This is a genomic window from Pseudoduganella sp. (assembly GCF_041914865.1).
In the GTDB taxonomy this organism is placed as follows: domain Bacteria; phylum Pseudomonadota; class Gammaproteobacteria; order Burkholderiales; family Burkholderiaceae_D; genus Rugamonas.
The window spans coordinates 58,012-75,036 of the sequence record NZ_JAYSCO010000015.1; the positions used below are offsets into that span (position 1 = coordinate 58,012).

General features: G+C 67.6%; 16 protein-coding genes. 3 read left to right on the plus strand and 13 right to left on the minus strand.

The genetic code is table 11. The features are described from left to right. Window positions 1-159: 159 nt before the first annotated feature. From ACE3TQ_RS09770 to ACE3TQ_RS09790, 5 genes are read right to left on the minus strand one after another with little or no spacing between them, the layout of a single operon-like run. On the minus strand, window positions 160-1,527 hold the full coding sequence (locus ACE3TQ_RS09770; RefSeq protein ID WP_374581933.1) for a sulfite reductase subunit alpha: 1,368 nt from the start codon (window positions 1,525-1,527) through the stop codon (window positions 160-162). Next, complete coding sequence (locus ACE3TQ_RS09775) at window positions 1,524-2,564, minus strand: FAD:protein FMN transferase (protein ID WP_374581935.1); 1,041 nt, start codon at window positions 2,562-2,564, stop codon at window positions 1,524-1,526. Before ACE3TQ_RS09775 ends, ACE3TQ_RS09770 begins: the two co-directional genes overlap by 4 nt. Window positions 2,565-2,567: 3 nt before the next feature. Then, a complete protein-coding gene (locus ACE3TQ_RS09780) occupies window positions 2,568-3,386 on the minus strand; it encodes a DUF4198 domain-containing protein (RefSeq protein WP_374581936.1) in 819 nt (272 codons plus the stop codon). Between the two features lie 9 nt (window positions 3,387-3,395). Beyond that, complete coding sequence (locus ACE3TQ_RS09785) at window positions 3,396-3,911, minus strand: DUF2271 domain-containing protein (RefSeq protein WP_374581937.1); 516 nt, start codon at window positions 3,909-3,911, stop codon at window positions 3,396-3,398. Between the two features lie 7 nt (window positions 3,912-3,918). Beyond that, entirely contained in the window at window positions 3,919-4,554 is a 636-nt protein-coding gene (locus ACE3TQ_RS09790) for a PepSY-associated TM helix domain-containing protein (RefSeq protein WP_374581938.1), read from the minus strand. A gap of 172 nt (window positions 4,555-4,726) precedes the next feature. On the opposite strand from ACE3TQ_RS09790, the gene ACE3TQ_RS09795 reads away from it, so the two are divergent. Further along, the gene (locus tag ACE3TQ_RS09795) at window positions 4,727-7,024 is read left to right on the plus strand and encodes a catecholate siderophore receptor Fiu (protein ID WP_374581939.1); all 2,298 of its coding nucleotides are present in this window, start codon (window positions 4,727-4,729) and stop codon (window positions 7,022-7,024) included. Between the two features lie 51 nt (window positions 7,025-7,075). Here ACE3TQ_RS09795 and ACE3TQ_RS09800 read toward each other — a convergent pair whose 3' ends face one another. The 7 genes from ACE3TQ_RS09800 to ACE3TQ_RS09830 form a co-directional block, all read right to left on the minus strand. Next, entirely contained in the window at window positions 7,076-7,312 is a 237-nt protein-coding gene (locus tag ACE3TQ_RS09800; protein ID WP_374581940.1) for a hypothetical protein, read from the minus strand. 25 nt (window positions 7,313-7,337) lie between these two features. Further along, the gene (locus ACE3TQ_RS09805; protein ID WP_374581941.1) at window positions 7,338-7,667 is read right to left on the minus strand and encodes a KGG domain-containing protein; all 330 of its coding nucleotides are present in this window, start codon (window positions 7,665-7,667) and stop codon (window positions 7,338-7,340) included. A 133-nt stretch (window positions 7,668-7,800) separates the two neighbouring features. Next, window positions 7,801-8,457: a ligase-associated DNA damage response endonuclease PdeM gene (gene pdeM / locus ACE3TQ_RS09810; protein WP_374581942.1), complete on the minus strand. Its 657-nt coding sequence runs from the start codon at window positions 8,455-8,457 to the stop codon at window positions 7,801-7,803. Continuing rightward, window positions 8,454-11,036, minus strand: a complete 2,583-nt coding sequence (locus ACE3TQ_RS09815; protein ID WP_374581943.1) for a ligase-associated DNA damage response DEXH box helicase — start codon at window positions 11,034-11,036, stop codon at window positions 8,454-8,456. Before ACE3TQ_RS09815 ends, pdeM begins: the two co-directional genes overlap by 4 nt. Beyond that, window positions 11,033-12,670 (minus strand): ATP-dependent DNA ligase, encoded by a 1,638-nt coding sequence (locus ACE3TQ_RS09820; RefSeq protein WP_374581944.1) that lies wholly within the window; start codon window positions 12,668-12,670, stop codon window positions 11,033-11,035. The genes ACE3TQ_RS09815 and ACE3TQ_RS09820 overlap by 4 nt, the downstream gene beginning before the upstream one ends. Next, the gene (locus tag ACE3TQ_RS09825; protein ID WP_374581945.1) at window positions 12,663-13,667 is read right to left on the minus strand and encodes a ligase-associated DNA damage response exonuclease; all 1,005 of its coding nucleotides are present in this window, start codon (window positions 13,665-13,667) and stop codon (window positions 12,663-12,665) included. Before ACE3TQ_RS09825 ends, ACE3TQ_RS09820 begins: the two co-directional genes overlap by 8 nt. A gap of 9 nt (window positions 13,668-13,676) precedes the next feature. Further along, window positions 13,677-15,104: an ATP-dependent DNA helicase RecQ gene (locus tag ACE3TQ_RS09830; protein ID WP_374581946.1), complete on the minus strand. Its 1,428-nt coding sequence runs from the start codon at window positions 15,102-15,104 to the stop codon at window positions 13,677-13,679. A gap of 65 nt (window positions 15,105-15,169) precedes the next feature. On the opposite strand from ACE3TQ_RS09830, the gene ACE3TQ_RS09835 reads away from it, so the two are divergent. Next, on the plus strand, window positions 15,170-15,679 hold the full coding sequence (locus tag ACE3TQ_RS09835; protein WP_374581947.1) for a GAF domain-containing protein: 510 nt from the start codon (window positions 15,170-15,172) through the stop codon (window positions 15,677-15,679). Window positions 15,680-15,757: 78 nt separating this feature from the next. Continuing rightward, window positions 15,758-16,189 (plus strand): DUF29 domain-containing protein, encoded by a 432-nt coding sequence (locus ACE3TQ_RS09840; RefSeq protein ID WP_374581948.1) that lies wholly within the window; start codon window positions 15,758-15,760, stop codon window positions 16,187-16,189. Here ACE3TQ_RS09840 and ACE3TQ_RS09845 read toward each other — a convergent pair. Beyond that, window positions 16,186-17,022 (minus strand): HDOD domain-containing protein, encoded by an 837-nt coding sequence (locus tag ACE3TQ_RS09845; protein WP_374581949.1) that lies wholly within the window; start codon window positions 17,020-17,022, stop codon window positions 16,186-16,188. The genes ACE3TQ_RS09840 and ACE3TQ_RS09845 overlap by 4 nt on opposite strands. Window positions 17,023-17,025 lie beyond the last annotated feature (3 nt).

Consider the following 17,025-nt stretch of genomic DNA (forward strand, 5'->3'; position numbering starts at 1 on the left):
GAGTAAATGTTGACGGGCGTCGAGAAATTGTCATTTTGATGTCACAATTGATATTCCAGCCAAATATCGAGAGATAGTTTGCAGTTTGCCGAAAACCGCCAAATTCAATTTGCTCAAAAAATAGGCAACTGTAGTTTTGACACAACGTTAGGATTTTTCCTAATACACGTCCCGACGATAGCGTCCGGCCCCTGCCAGCTCGGCCAGGCCGGCGGCGCCCAGAGTTTCCTCCAAGACACGGTCGACCCCGGCCGCCATGCCTTCCAGGCTGCCGCACACGTAAATGGCCGCCCCTTCCGCCACCCAGGCGCGCAGGGTTTCGCCATGGCGCCGCAGCACGTCCTGCACATATTCCTTGCCCTGCGGCCCGCGCGACCAGGCCAGGTCCAGCCGCGGCAGCAGGCCGGCGCGCTGCCAGCCTTCCAGCTCTTCGCGGTAGAAGGCGTCAAACGCCGGGTCGCGCTCGCCAAACAGCAGCCAGTTGCGGGCCTGGCCGGCTGCCGCGCGCGCCTTCAGGTGGCCGCGCAGGCCGGCGATGCCGCTGCCGTTGCCAATCAGGATCAGCGGCCGCCCGGCATTGGCCTCCAGGCGGAAGCGGCGGTGTTCGCGCAGGCGCAGGCGCACGCTGGCGCCCTCGCCGGCCTGCTGGGTCAGCCAGCCGGAGGCCAGGCCATGGCTGCCGTCGCCATGCCGGTGCAGGCGCACCAGCAGGTGCACCCGGCCATCGGCCGGGATGGACGCGATCGAATACTCGCGCGGCCGCTCCGGATCGGCCGGCGCCGCCACCTGCACCAGGTCGCCCGACTGCCAGTCCGGCAGCGCGGCGCCGGCGGCCGGTTCCAGCTCCAGGTGGTAGATCGGCGCCCCGCTGCTGCCGGGGTTCAGGTGGCGCCGCGCGGCCAGGCGCCATTCGTCGAAGGCAGGCGCGTCCCAGTCCGGCGCGTCGCTGGTGCCGGCCAGGTGGCTCAGTTGCTGGCGCCAGGCGGCAATCGCCGGCGGCGCGCTGCGGTCCACTTCCACGCGCGGGAACAGGGCCTGGGCGCCGCGCGCGGCCAGCCAGGCGTCGAGCGCACGGCCGAAGCCGCAAAAGCTGCTGTAGGCGCTGTCGCCCAGCGCCAGCACCGCATAGTGCAGCTGGGCCAGGGAAAGATCGCTGCGCGCCATCAGCCGCTGCGCAAAGCGGGCGGCGGCGTCGGGCGGGTCGCCCTCGCCATAGGTCGAGGTCAGGAACAGGATGCGCTCGCTCGACTGCAAGGCCGCCGCGTCGAGTTCGTCGAAGTCGCACAGGTGGTTGGCGATGCCCGCCACGCGCAGGGTTTCGCTGGTCTGGCGCGCCAGCAGTTCGGCGCTGCCGGTCTGGCTGGCGTAGGCCACCAGCCAGGGCGCATCGCCGGCGGCCGCCCGGGCTGCGCGCGCCGCGGCGCGGGCGCGCCGGGCGCGCAGCCACGGCAGCAGGCACACCACGCCGTAGCCGGCAAACAGGGCGGCCGTCAGGCCGAGGCGGAGCGGGTCATTCGTCAGGATCATTCTTCATCAAGCATTTTCTGGAAGCGGCTGCTGAGGATTTCGCGCAGCCCCTCCCCTTCGCGCAGCAGGAAGCGTGCGGCCAGGCCCTTGCGCTCGGCCAGCGCCAGGCCCTCTTGCGGGCCGAGCACGGTCAGCGCGGTGGACCAGGCATCGGCCGCCATGGCACGTTCGTGCACCACGGTCACCGAGGCCAGGTCATTGCTGATCGGCATGCCGCTGCGGGGATCAATCGTGTGCGGACGCCGCGTGGCGTCCTGCATAAAGTACTTGCGGTAGTCGCCCGAGGTGGCCACCGCCAGGCCGTGCAGGGCCACCGCGATTTCCGCCTGGCCGCCGGCGGCCGGCTCCTCCAGCGCCACCCACCAGGGCTGGCCGTCGGGCTTGAAGCCGGCGCCGCGCAGCTCGCCGCCCACCTCGACAAGGTAATGCTGCAGGCCCTGCCTTTCCAGGTACTGCGCCAGGCAGTCCACGCCATAGCCTTTGGCCACGGCCGACAGGTCAAGCTGCACGCCGCCCGGCTGGAAGGCGCGCTTGCGCGGCAGGTCAAGTTCCACCGCGCGGCCCGCCATGGCGGCGCGCACGGCGGCGGCATCGCGCGCGCTGGGCGGCACAAAACCGGGCTGGTCATGGCGCCCGGTCGGGCCGAAGCCCCACAGGTTGACCAGCGCCCCGGCGCACGGATCGCAGGCGCCGCCGCTGTCGCGCGCGACGCCCATGGCAAACTGTAAAACGTCAAAGAAGCCGTCCGGCAGCGCATGCCAGGTGCAGGCGCCGGCGCGGTTGAAGCGGCCCAGGTCGGAGCCGGGCTCCCAGTGGCTCATCTCGGCCACCACCTGGTCCAGTTCGCGCTGCAGGCCGGCCTGCAAGTCCGCCGCGCGCGGCGGCGGCGCGGCGGCCGCGGCGCCACCGGCGCGGCCGGGCAGCGCCACGCGGGCCGACCAGGTGGTGCCCATGCTGGCGCCACCGAAATCGAGCACCTGCGCCCCGGCCGGCGGCGGCGCGGCGCTGATGGTCGACGGCAGCAGGACGCGGCGCACTGCTTACTGCGGCAGGACTTCCACGGTCGCCGCGTAGGTCACGCGGCGCGCCGGCATCTGGCGCGGCTGGCCCGGCTTCGGCGCCTCGGCGGCCGGCCAGCTGCTCGACACCAGGTACATGCCGGCTGCCGGGATGGTGAAGCTGACTTCGCCCTTGGCATCGGTGCTGTAGCGGATCTCGCCCAGCGTACCGCGGTACTTGACGCCGCCCGGGATCAGGCTGAAGGCCTGGTTGGCGGCCGGTTTGCCGTCCAGCAGGAACTTCCACTTGGCTTCCTCGCCCGCGCGCATATCGTTCGGGTGCGTCACCGGCACCAGTTCGAGGCCGACGCCGGTCGGCTTGAAGACCGCGTCGTCGGTCTTGTTGGCGCTGACAAAGGTTTCCAGGCGGCTCGCCGTGCGCGAGACCGTCAGCTCATCGGCCTTGGCCGGCACATTGGCCGCCAGCTCGGCTTCCAGGCCGCGCCAGCGCTTGACTTCACCGTTCACCTTCCAGCTCGCCATCACGGACTGGTTGACCAGGGCGATGCGGTAGGTGCCCGGCTTGGCCAGCTTCACGTCGAAGGTCGAACGCAGGCGGCCGGTCAGGGCGTTCTGCATGTCGACCTTGGCGCCGTCCGGGCCGGTGATGGTGATGCCGTCCAGCTTGAGCGGCACGTGGTCGATATCGAACAGGCCTTCCGAGATGGCGGCATCGACGGTGACCCAGGGGTCCTTGTGGTCCACCAGCGAGGACGATGGCAGCAGCCATGGCTTGTGCGCCTGGGCGCTGAACGCGGCGCCGGCCAGGGCCAGCGCGATCAGGGTTTTAGTCAGCTTCATCGTTGGTCCTTATGGTTTGACTTGCACGATCACATCGCCCAATTCTTCCTTGCCCTTGCCGGACACGGATTGCGCCGATTTCGGCGGCCATGCCACCGGCACCTTCACCAGCTCGCGGCCGCCCGCTTCGCGCGCCGCCTCGATCACCAGTTGATAGTTACCGGCCGGCAGCTTGTTCAGCGCGTCCTTGGCCACCGGGAAGCTCAGGGTGTGTTCGCCCGGGCCGCGCGTGGCGCCGCTCACGCCATCCATCGGCATTTCCACATCGCGGCCGGACTTGCGCCACCACTGGCGCATATCCTTCAGCCACTTGGCGCCGGCATTGTCCTTCTTCTTCACGTCATACAGCACGGCCAGGTTGGCCACCACTTTCTGCTCGCCGTTTTCCAGCCAGGCCGCCACATAGGGGCGGTGGTACTCCGCCACGTTCAGCTGCGGCAGGTCGAATTTCAGGGTCAGGTCGGCCGCCATCGCGGACACGCTCACCAGCGGCAAGCCGACGGCGATCGAATAACGAAGTTTCATAAGGTCCTCAGTGAATAAACAGTAATGCGATAACGCAGGGAATAACAATACCCAGGCCCACCATCGGCCAGGTCATCGGCCGCTTGGCCGCATGGAATTTCAGGATCAGCAAACCGGTAATGCAGAACACCAGGCAGGCCACGGCGAAGATGTCGATGAACCAGTTCCAGGCCGCGCCGGTATTGCGGCCCTTGTGCACGTCGTTCAGCCAGGAGATCCAGCCGCGGTCGGTGTTTTCGAACTCCGCCGCGCCATCCTCCAGGCCAATGCGCACCCAGGCATCGCCGCCGGCCTTCGGCAGCGGCAGGTACACCTCATCGACCGACCATTCCGCCTCGCGCCCGCCCGCCTTGAGCGACCAGGTGTCGCGCAGCCATTGTTCGCCGGCCGCCGGCAGCGGCGCCTTTTCGCCGTCATGCTTCTCGGCAAAGGCTTGCAATTCGCCCAGCAGCGGCGCCGGCGCGGTGGCCTGCCGGCGCACCACGCTTGGCTTGGCCTCAATCTGGCTGGCGTGGTTCAGGGTGATGCCGGTGATCGCAAACAGGAACATGCCGAGCAGGCACATGGCCGAACTGACCCAGTGCCATTCGTGCAGGAGTTTGAGCCAAACGGCGCGTTTGGCCTGAGTTTCCGGGGTGCTCAAAACATTTCCTTCGATAAGTGAATTCCAAGATGATAATGCAGAGGGCTTGCCAATGCAATTGAGAATCGTTATCATTTACATTCTTATACATTCCCGCATCGCCAGCCAGCACCGTTTTCAGATGGATGCAGCCAGCCACAAAAACATCAATCGCATCAATCTGGAGAGAATTTTGACCATCCGTAGCCGTAAGCACTCGCTGGCCTCCCAGCCCCTGCTGAACCAATCCCTGCTGGCCATGGCCGCCATCGGCCTGCCGCTGTCCGCTGCCGCCCAGGCGCAAGAAAAGACCATGGCCGAAGTCAAGGTCGAAGCTGCCGCCGACGCCGGCTACAAGGCCGAGCGCGCCTCGTCGCCAAAGCTGACCTCGCCGCTGCTGGACACGCCGCAGACCATTACCGTCATCAAGAAGGAACTGCTGCAGGAACAGGCGGCGGCCTCCGTGATGGACGCTCTCCAGAACACTCCCGGTATCACCCTGCAACTCGGTGAAAACGGCAACACCAGCGCCGGTGACACCTTCCAGATGCGCGGCTTCTCGGCCCAGTCCTCGATCTTCGTCGACGGCATCCGCGACCTGGGCGCCGTAACCCGCGACGCTTTCAACCTGGAACAAGTGGAAGTGGTGAAGGGCCCGGCCGGCGCCGACATCGGCCGCGGCGCAGCCGCCGGCTACATCAACCTGGTGTCCAAGCTGCCTGGCCGCGAAGATTCCTTCGGCGGCAGCCTGGGCTTCACCCAGGGCGGCGTCAAGCGCCTGACCGCCGACGTGCAGCGCGCCTTCGGCAGCAGCGGCGCCCTGCGCCTGAACGCCATGGTGTCCGACGGTTCGATCAAAGGCAGCCGCGCGCTGGACCGCGAAAGCCGCGCCATCGCCCCGTCCATCGCCTGGGGCCTGGGCACCCCGACCCGCGTCTACCTGTTCTCGCAGCACGTACGCCAGGACAACGTGCCGGACGGCGGCACCCCGAGCGTGGGCGTGAAGGGCTTCTGGAACGACATCGCCACCTCCGGCAACAACGCTGCCGTGCTGAACGCGCCGCGCGTCGACCGCAACAACTGGTACGGCCTGAACGGCGACTACGAGAAGATCGATGCCGACATGGTCACCTCCAAGATCGAGCATGAGCTGGCGCCAAAGACCACCCTGACCAACACCACCCGCTACGGCAAGTCCAAGATGGACCGCATCCTGAGCGGCGTCAACGTAATCAGCGCCAAGGGCAGCAACTACGCCGACTGGACCGTCTCGCGCACCCGCCAGAGCGTGCTGCAGGAAAACACCGTGCTGGCCAACACCACCAACGTTGTCTCGACCTTCAACGCCTTCGGCGTCGAGCACACCATTTCGACCGGCCTGGAGCTGCTGCACGAAGAGCAGTTCAACCCAACCCGCGTCGGCCTGGGCCGTGCGCCAGGTTCGGTCGCCACCTCCACCGCGGGCCCGAACGCCAGCCTGTACAACCCTAACCCGAACGATGCGCTGGTCGACTTCAAGCCATACCTGAACGGTGCCTTCACCAAAGGCCAGACCAACACCGTCGGCGCCTACCTGTTCGACACCATCAAGCTGAACGACCAGTGGCAAGTGAACGGCGGCCTGCGCGTTGAGCACTACGCCACCGAAACCGACAAGGCCACCATCGCCACCGGCGCCACCACCCCGACCAGCACCCGCGTCGAGAAATCCGGCAGCCTGGCCAGCTTCAAGGCCGGCGTGCTGTACAAGCCGACCGTCGATGGCAGCATCTACCTGTCGTTCGCCAACTCCAAGACGCCGCCTGGCAGTGCCAACCTGTCGCTGGCCGGCCAGACTGACGCCAACGCCAACAACCCGGCGCTGAAGCCGCAGAAAACCACCAATGTGGAACTGGGCACCAAGTGGGACGTGATCCAGAAGCAGCTGGCGCTGACCGCCGCCCTGTACCGCACCACCAACAAGGACGAGTTCCCGCAACTGGTGGACGCCGTGACCCAGACCTGGGCACAGTTCGGCAAACGCCAGGTGCAAGGTGTGGAGCTGGGCGCCGTCGGCCAGATCACCAAGGCCTGGAGCGTCACCGCCGGCCTGGCCACCATGGATACCGAAGTCAAGGAAGGCATCGCCGGCAACAGCACCAACGGTCCTGGCGCCGCCACCCGCTGGTCGCCGAAATTCAGCGCCACCCTGTGGACGGCCTACAAGCTGGATGACAAGCTGAGCTTCGCTGCCGGCGTGCGCCACATGGGCACCCAGAAGCGCCTGGTGGACCCGAAAGGCGACGCGGCCAAGACCAATATGCCGTCGATCCCTTCGTACAGCGTGGTTGACGCCATGGCGGCTTACCAGCTGTCGAAGAACGTCACGCTGCAGCTGAACGTGTATAACCTGTTCGACAAGTTCTACATCGGCACCCTGAACAACGGCGGTTCCCGCCTGGTGGTCGGCGCGCCGCGCTACGCGAAAGCGACCGCGAACTTCCAGTTCTAAGGCTTAGCGGCCAAGAAAAAGGCGGACTCGCAAGAGTCCGCCTTTTTTGTTTTACAGGCCGGAACTGGCGTCCGGCCCCGGCGCCCCGCCCTCTTTGCCGAGGTCGGTGCCGCCCTGGCGTGAGCCGCTTTCCGTCGCGCTTTGCCGGTTGCCCGGCAACGGCCGGTCGGCGCGTCTTACCTGGCCTTCCGGGACCGTGGTGGTGCCGATCTCCGGATGCTCAGTATCGACCAGCACAAAGTTTTGCTGGTTCTCCGTATCCTTGCTGGATTTGTCAGGCCTGCCCATACTGGCCTCCTTGCCGCTTAGAAACTTAATACTTGTCGCCGCCCTGCTTGCTGCCCTGGTAGTCCTGGCTGGCCTGCTGGCCTTGCTCGGGCTGCTGCTCGGTACGGCTGGCGTTGCCACGCGAACCGCTCTGGCGGTTGCCATCGTTCTTGTGGCTCATGCTGCCGGCACGGCGTGCCTCTTCGGAAGTGAACTCGTGTGCCGTGCCCTTCTGATGGGCTGCGCGTCCGCCTTCGGAAGCGATTTCGCGCTGGCGCTGCGGGTCCATGGATGCAAAGCCGCGTGCGCTTTGTTTGCTGCCGGCCGGACTGTCCTGCCGATTGCCACGTTTGTCGCCCTGGTTGTTCGAAGCCATGATTCGTCCCCCTGCTCGGTTCGGATGGAAAAGACCCCCGCTCCCAGTGTGCGTAGGCGCGGGAGAACTCATGTTAGTGCAAGCACTGTACAGGTAATATAGGACGTTCAGCGCGACAAATGTAGGATATCGCCTACCTTATTTCAATTGGGAAAATCAATTCCTCCGCCACCAGGTACAGGCGATCCGTGTCCTCTGGAATCAATGCGTGCCCACCAGTAAAAGCACCGAAGGCCGGCAGGATGGCGCGCCGCGCGCCCACGACAAAACACGGCAGGCGCAACGATTCGCGCCCGCTGCGCAACTGGTAGACCGGATGCACGTGGCCCGCGATCACATAGGCTTCGCCGGCAAGGCCGGGATGGTGGCACAGCGCAAACGGGCCGCAGCGGAACGGCTCATCGACCAGCGTGATGTCCAGTAAGGCGGAAGGATCGCCGGCGCGCACATCGTGGTTGCCGCGCACCAGCAGCAGCTCCAGATGCGCATGGCGCCGGCGCCAGGCCAGCATCGCCTGCAGGGTGGCCGGCGCCTGCGCCGCTTTCGCGTGCAGGAAGTCGCCCAGGAACACGATGCGCGCGATGTCGTAGCCGCCCAGCAGCGCGTCCAGCGCCGCCAGGTTCTCGCTGGTGGTGCCGCGCGGCACCGGCACGCCGAGGGCGCGGAAACTGGCCGCCTTGCCGAAATGGATATCGGCCACCATCAGGGTGCGCGCGGCGGGCCAGTACAGCGCCTTCTGCGCCAGCAGCAGCACCCGTTCGCCCGCCAGTTCGAGCGCGCAGGCGTTCATGGACCGGCCGCCTTTTCCAGCTCGCGCAGCATGCGCGCCACGCGCTCCGACAGGCGCTCGGTGGTGAGCTTTTCGCGGAAGCGCTCCACCATCAGCGCAAAGCCGAACGGCGTGGCGCGCCGCACTTCATGGAAGCTCACGCTGCGCCGCTGCAGTTCCAGCAGGGTGGCGCGCAGGCGCCCCAGTTCCAGTTCCTGTTCAAGCACCTCGCGCTGGGCCTGCGACAGCAGCAGGTTGCCGGCGTCGTGCTTGCGGAAGACTTCGAAGAACAGCGAGGACGACGCCTGCAACTGGCGGTTGCTTTTCGGCTGGCCCGGATAACCCTGGAAGATCAGGCCCGCGATGCGCGCGATCTCACGGAAACGGCGCTGCGACAGTTCGCCTGCGTTCAGGCTGGCGAGCACGTCTTCCAGCAGGTTGTCGGTGCTGAACGCGCCGCCTTCCAGCGCCTCCCGCCACGGCATGGCCTCCGGCGCCAGCAACTCGAAGCCATAGTCGTTGACCGCGATAGAAATGGTGGCGGGCCGGCTGCGCGCCAGGCGGTAGGCCAGCAGTGCCGCCAGGCCTGTGTGTACCGCGCGGCCGGCAAACGGGTAGGCGAACAGGTGCTGCCCTTCCCTGCTTTGCATGGCTTCGATGACGGTGGTGCCGGGCGTCGGCAGGGCCGACCAGCGCTGCTGGATCTCCAGCAGCGGGCGGATGGCCTGCATCTCCGGGCTTTCGTAACGCCCTTCACCGGCGCGGCGCAGCTGCTCCAGCGCCGCATGGGCAAGTTCGGACGACAGCGGCATCTTGCCGCCCTGCCAGCGCGGCACTGCTCCCTTGGCGCCGCTGGCGCGCCGCACGTAAGCCGTCATCTCGTGCAGGCGGATGAATTCCAGGATGCGGCCGCCGAACAGGAAATGGTCGCCGCGCGACAGGCGCGCCACGAAGCCCTCCTCCACGCTGCCCAGCGTGCCGCCGTTCTGGTACTTGACCTGCACCACCGCTTCGGAAACGATGGTGCCGATGCCCATGCGGTGGCGGCGCGCAATGGCGGCGTCGGGCACGCGGTAGACGCCGTCCTCGTCGGGCAGCACGCGCCGGTATTCGGGGTAGGCGGTCAGGCTTTGCCCACCGCGCGCCACAAAGTCCAGCGCCCATTGCCATTCGTCTTCGGCCAGGGCGCGATAAGACCAGGCGCTGCGCACTTCCCGGTACAGTTCCTCGCTGCGGAAACCGCCGCCCAGCGCCACCGTGACCAGGTGCTGCACCAGCACGTCGAGCGGTTTCTCGGGCGGCTGGCGCGCTTCGATGTGGCGCTCGCGCACGGCCTCCTTGGCGCCGGCCGCTTCCAGCAGTTCCAGGCTGTGGGTGGGCACCAGCGTGATGCGCGAACTGCGGCCGGGCGCGTGGCCGGAACGGCCGGCGCGCTGCAGCAGGCGCGCGATGCCCTTGGCGCTGCCGATCTGCAGCACGCGCTCGACTGGCAGGAAGTCGACGCCGAGGTCGAGGCTGGAGGTGCAGACCACGGCCTTCAGCCTGCCCTGCTTGATGCCCTGCTCGACCCAGTCGCGCACCTCCTTGTCCAGCGATCCGTGGTGCAGGGCGATCAGGCCGGCCCATTCCGGCCGCGCGGCGAGCAGGTTCTGGTACCACAGCTCGGCCTGCGAGCGCGTATTGCAGAACACCAGCGTGCTGGCGTGCTGCGCGATTTCGTTGGCGACCGGCTCCAGCATCTGGATGCCGAGGTGGCCGGCCCAAGGGAAACGCGCCGGGTGGCCCGGGATCAGGGTATCGACCTGCAGCGCCTTGGGCAACTGGCCTTCGATGATTTCGCCGCCTGGGGCCAGCACTTCGCAGGCCTGCCGCAGGTTGCCTAGCGTGGCGGACAAGCCCCAGGCCAGCAGCCCGGGCCGCCAGTGGCGCAGGCGCGCCAGCGCGAGCTGGGCCTGGACGCCGCGCTTATTGCCCATCAGCTCGTGCCATTCGTCGACGATGGCCATATCGAGCTGGGCGAACAGTTCCGCGGCATCGGGCCGGCTAAGCAGGACGGTCAGGCTCTCCGGCGTCGTCACCAGGGCGTGCGGCAGCTGGCGCGCCTGGCGCGCGCGGGCGGCGCTGTCGGTGTCGCCGGTACGCGCTTCGACCTGCCACCCGGGCAGCAGCTCGGCGGCACTCGACTGCAGCGCGCGCAGGGTGTCGGCGGCCAGCGCGCGCATCGGCGTGATCCACAAGACGCGCAGGCCCTGCTGGCGGCTCGGCTGCGCGCGCTGCAGGGCGGCCAGCCAGAGTGCCAGCGTCTTGCCCGAGCCGGTGGTGGCGTGCAGCAGGCCGGACCTGCCCTGCTGCGCTGCGTCCCATACCGCGCGCTGGAACGGGAATATTTGCCAGCCGCGTTCCGCGAACCAGGACTCCACCTGCGCGCGCGACGGCGCCAGCAGCGTCGCCGCACGCACGGCCCCACGCGCCTTTGGCGGCGCGACGGAAGGCTCTTGGTCGGGCGGCGGTTCGGACGGTAGTGGCTCATGCGGCGCGGCGGCAGCGGCAGCGGCGCGGCGCGGCGGCAGCGGGCGTGGCCGGGGGAAAGCGGGACTCATGGCGGCGCCTGCGCCAGCAAGGCGCGCAGGGTGTCGAGCGTGTCGGCATCTTCGACAGCCTTGTCCTCGCGCCGGCGCAGGATGCGCGGAAAACGCACCGCAATCCCCGATTTATGGCGCGGCGACAGGGCAATCGCCTCGAAGCCGATTTCAAACACCATGCTCGGCTTCACGCTGCGCACCGGCCCGAAGCGCTCGACGGTGGTGCGGCGGATGGCGTTGTCCACCTGCGCGATTTCCGCATCGGTCAGCCCAGAATACGCCTTGGCAAACGGCACCAGGCGCGCTTCGCCGCCGTCCACCCGGTCCCATACCGCAAAGGTATAGTCGGTGTACAGGGAAGCACGCCGCCCGTGCCCCGCCTGCGCATACACCAGCACCGCATCCACGCTGTAAGGATCGATCTTCCACTTCCACCAGGTGCCGACGTCCTTGGTGCGCCCTACCCCGTACTGCGCCTGGCGCGCCTTCAGCATCATGCCCTCCACGCCGCGGCTGCGCGACTCGCGCCGCAATTCGGCCAGCTGCTCCCAGCCGTCTGCCTGCACCAGCGGCGACAGGCGCAGCGCGGCGTGATCGATCTGCGCCACCAGCTGCTCCAGCAGCACGCGCCGCTCATGCTGCGGCAGCTGGCGCACATCCACGCCATCGAGTTCGAGCAGGTCATAGGCCACCAGCACAGCCGGCAGCTCCGCCAGCAGGCGCGCGCTAAGCGTCTTGCGGCCGATGCGCTTCTGCAGGGCGGCAAACGGCGCCGGTGCAGCGCTGCCGGGCGGCCACACCAGGATTTCGCCATCGACCACCGTCCCCTGCGGCAAGGGAATCGCGGTCAGCTCCGGGAAGCGCTCAGAGATCAGCTCCTCGCCGCGCGACCACAGCCAGCTGGAACCGGAACGCGACACCAGCTGCGCGCGCATGCCATCGTATTTCCATTCCACCTGCCAGGCTGCCAGTTCCCCCAGCGTGGCAGGGTCGGCCTGCAAGGCATGGGCCAGGAAGAATGGATACGGCTGCCCGCCCCGCTCCGCGTGCTCGGTCGCCGACGGCGCCGCGATCAGCTGCAGGAAGCCCTGCGCGGTGGGCCGCACGCTGCCATCGGTCCACCCCATCAGGCGCTGGGCAATCAGCTTGCTGTCGGCGGCTGCGATGGCGCTCAGCGCCCGCGTCACCAGCAGGCGCGACACACCGACGCGAAAGCCGCCGCCGATCAGCTTCACCAGCAGGAAGCGCTCGCGCGTCTCCAGTTCATCCCAGTAGCCGAACAGCGCCTCGCGCACCTGCTCCGGCGGCACACCGCGCAGCGGCGCAATGCGCTGTTCGACCCAGTGCGCCAGGCCGAGCGCACTGCTTCGGCGCGGCGCCGGCAGGATATGGGCAATGGTCTCGGCCAGGTCGCCCACCGCGTGGTAGCACTCGTCGAACAGCCATTCATCGAGTCCGGCGTATTCGGTCGCATACTGCCGCAGCAGCTTGACCGGCACCGCCTGGCGCGGCTTGCCGCCGGCCAGGAAGTACACCGCCCACGCCGCATCCTCCGGCGCGGCGCGGCTGAAATACGCTTGCAGCGCATCGAGCTTGCGCTTGGTGGCCGTGGTCTCGTCCAGCTCCGCATACAGGCGGGCAAATTCACGCATCGCCCGCCTCCGCAGCTTCGTCGTCGCCGAACTCCGTATCGAAGGCCTTCGCATCCAGGCCGTTCTGGCACAGCCAGCGCACCATCACCGGGATCGAACCATGCGTCACGATCACGCGCTGCGCGCCGCTGGCCTGGATTGCCTGCAGCAGCCCTGGCCAGTCGGCATGGTCCGACAGCACGAAGCCGCGGTCCACGCCGCGCCGGCGGCGCGCCCCGCGCAGCTGCATCCAGCCGCTGGCAAAGCCGTCGCTGAAATCGCCGAAACGCCTGATCCAGGGCGAGCCCGCAGCGGACGGCGGCGCCAGCACCAGCGCCTGGCGCAGCGTCGTCTTGTCGATATCGCCCACCATGACCGTGGCAGGCAGCGCCACGCCCGCCTCGCGGTAGATGCGGTTCAGCGGCTCCACCGCGCCATGGCAGACGATCGGGCCGATGCTGGCATCCAGCCCGCTGAGGATGCGCTGCGCCTTGCCAAAGGCGTAGCACAGCAGCACGCTGCAGCGCCCCTCCTCCGCATTGCGCCGCCACCAGGCGTTGATCTCGTCGAACACCTGGGCCTGCGGCTGCCAGCGGTAGATCGGCAAGCCGAAGGTCGATTCGGTGATAAAGCAATCGCAGCGCACCGGCTCGAACGGGGCGCAGGTGGCGTCCGGCTCCACCTTGTAGTCGCCGGAAGCGACCCATACTTCGCCGCCGTACTCCATGCGCACCTGGGCCGAGCCGAGCACGTGCCCGGCCGGGTGCAGCGATATGCGCACGCCCTGGTGCAGCACCGGCTCGCCGTACGCCAGCCCCTGCACCGTGATATCGCCCAGCCGCGTGCGCAGGATGCCCGCGCCGGGCGCCGCGCACAGGTAGTGCCCGTGGCCGGGCCGCGCATGGTCGCCGTGGCCGTGGGTGATGACGGCGCGCGGCACCGGCTGCCAGGGGTCGATGTAGAAATCGCCCGGGACGCAATACAGCCCCTCCTTGCGCACCACCACCATGTCCGCCATGCCTGGCTCCTAATTGATCCCGCTGTCTATGGTCGGCGGGGCGATGCAGTTATCGCACACGCCGCAGCGCTCGATGCCGGCCGACTGGTCGCCAAAATAGTCCAGCAGCAGTTTCCAGCGGCAGTAGCCGCTCTGTGCATAGGACACCATCTGCGCCAGCGCTTCCCGGTCGCGCTCCTGCTTCTCACGATATTGCTCGGCCAGCCGGTCCAAGTCAATTGGCCGCGGCGCCGTTCCCACCAGGCGGTATTGCAGCTTGCGGTCCTGCCGCAGCCAGCCGCCTTCCTTCAGCAACTTGAGCGCCACCTGGCTGCGCTTGTCGCGCGGCCGCTCGCCGGCAGCGACGGCATCGAACGCCGCCCGCAGCAATGCGGCATCGGGGTATTGCCGCGCCAGGAAGAACTGCTGGACGCGCTTGTCCTCGTGGAAGTACAGCAGGGTGCAATCGGCCACTTCCCGGTCGCGCCCGGCCCGCCCCGCTTCCTGGTAATACGCTTCCAGGCTGGCCGGCACCTGCAGGTGGATCACGAAGCGGATGTCGGGCTTGTCGATGCCCATGCCGAAGGCGTTGGTAGCCACCATCACGCGGCGCGCGCCGGACATGAACATTTCCTGGTTCTGGCGGCGTTCCGTCGCATGCAGCTTGCCGTGGTACAGCGCCACGCTCTCGCCCGCCTCCTCCAGCGCGGCCAGCATGTCCTGCGCGGCTTTCACGGTGGCGGTGTAAATGATGCCGCTGCCTTCGGTTTCCCGCACCAGGCGCAGCGCCTCGGCAGCCCGTTCGTCGGGATTGGTGACCTGGCGCACCCCCAGGTGCAGGTTGGGCCGGTAGATGCCGGTGTTCACCACCCGCATGGCTGGCGCGCCCAGCTGCTGGCGGATATCGTCCACCACCTCGTCGGTGGCGGTGGCCGTCAGCGCCAGCACCGGCGGACGGCCCAGCGCATCGAGCGCGGCGCCGATATCGAGATAGGCCGGGCGGAAGTCGTGTCCCCAGCGCGAAATGCAATGGGCCTCGTCCACCACCACCAGGCCGATATCGGCCTTGTGCAGCAGCGACATGAAGTCCGGCGTGGCCAGCCGCTCCGGCGTGCAGAACACAATGCGTTCCTGCCGCTCGCGCAGGCCCTGCAGCGCTTCCTGCTGTTCGCCGGCCGGCACCTTGCTGTTCAACTGGTCCGCCGGCAGGCCGATATCGTCCAGTTTTTCCACCTGGTCCTTCATCAGCGAGATCAGCGGCGAGACCACCACCGTGCTGCCTTTCAGCAGCGCGGCCGGGATCTGGTAGCACAGCGACTTGCCGCTGCCGGTCGGCATGATGGCGAGCGTGTCGCGGCCTGCCAGCACGCTGTCGATCACTTGCTGCTGGCCGGGGCGCAGGTGTTCCATCCCGAACACGTCGCGCAGTACTTTGCGGATTTGATGATGAGTAGTCATGGGGCGCAAGGTACCCCGATTGCTGGTAAGATGTCGGCGACCTAAGTAACATACCGAGTGGCAACATGTCTTTTTCCCTGACTGAAACTACCTACAGCACCGATACCCCGGAAGCCAAACGCGCCATGTATGACGACCTGCGCTCGCAATTGAGCGGCCTGGTGCACGGCGAGTCCGACTGGATCGCGAATACCGCCAACGCCAGCTCGCTGGTGTTCAACACCATGCCGGGCCTGAACTGGGCTGGCTTCTACTTCATGCAGGGGCCGGATGAACTGGTGCTGGGTCCATTCCAGGGCAAGCCTGCCTGCATCCGCATCAAGAAGGGCCGCGGCGTGTGCGGCAGCACCGTGGAAAAACGCGCCACCATCGTGGTGGAGGACGTGCACGCCTTCCCGGGCCATATCGCCTGCGACGCCGCCTCGCGCTCGGAACTGGTGGTGCCGATCTTCGGCAAGGATGGCGAGGTGGTCGGCGTGTTCGACCTGGACAGCCCACGCCCGGGCCGCTTTGATGCGGTCGATGCGGAGGGCATCGAGTCCCTGGTACGCATCCTCGAGCAATCCCGCGCCTGATTTGCCCCAGACTTCGCCCCGGTCGCGCTTGACTGGGGCGCATGCCAGCGCCTAGCCTGTCCTGAGGGAGGGCTAGCCATGAACCATACCGCCTACGACGAAGATTTCATCCCCTGGGTCGAAACCCAGGCCGCCTTGCTGCGCGACCGCAAGTTCGAATTGCTCGACATCCCCAACCTGTATGAGGAGTTGACCAGCATGGCCTCGCATATCCGGCACCAACTCGCCAGCCGCCTGCGCGTGCTGGAGGTCCATTTGCTCAAATGCCGCTACCAGCCACGGCGCAAGTCGCGTAGCTGGCGCAAAACCCTCTCCGAGCAACGCGCAAGGATCGAGCAGCTCGTCAAACGCTACCCGAGCCTGCGCCACGACCTGCCCGACGAGGCGACGGGCGCCTATCCGATTGCCGTGCGCCAGGCGGCGCGCGAAACAGGCCTGGCGCCGGCGCTATTCCCGGCGGCCCTGCCATTCACAGTGGATGAACTGCTGGATTTCGATTTCGAGCCTTAGGCCAGCAAGGCGCTGCCCATGGAGCGCGCCTCGGCGGCGGCGATGTCGAGCAGTTGGGCCAGGTCGGGGAAGGCTTCCAGGCATTGCACCATGTCGGCGCGCCGCACCAGGTAATCATCCTGCGGCGCCGGCAGCGGCGAGAGCACCGGGGACAGGTGGCGCGCCAGCAGCAAGGTATCGCGCAGCCCGGCCGGCGGCAGGCTGATGGCGCCATCGCGCAGGGAAATGATGGTGGCGGCCACCTGCTCCGGCACCTGCAGCTTGCGCAGCACTTCACGCGTGACGATTTCCTGCACCGGCCCCATGCGCGGGCCCAGCTCATCCAGCACACCCGGCACCTGGTCCGCCTGCGCCAGCAGATAGAAATTCCCGGCCTCATGCACGATGCCGGCAAACAGCGCGGTGTCCGGGTCGCTGCGCGTGATATGGCGCGCCACCTGGTAGGCGATGGCCGCCACATGGGCTGAATACTTCCACAGCTGCTCGGCGCGCTCGCGCAATTGCGGGTCGCGCAGGCGGGCGCCGAACTGGCGCACCACCATGGCGGCGGCCAGCGAATACAGGTTACGGTAGCCCAGGCGGAAGACGGCGGCGCGCGCCCCCGTGACCGGCGGCGCGCCATGGCGCCGGAACACGGCGGCATTGGCCAGGGCCACCGCGCGCGCCGCCAGCACCGGTTCGCCCAATACGCGGCGCGTCACCTCGTCGTCATGGCAATCGGGGTCGGCCAGCGCCAGCTGCAGGGCCAGGGCGGCATTGACGCTGGTGGGGAACACCAGTTCCCCACGCTGCACTTCCGCAATGATGGTCGCAATATCCCTGAGCTTTTCCATGCA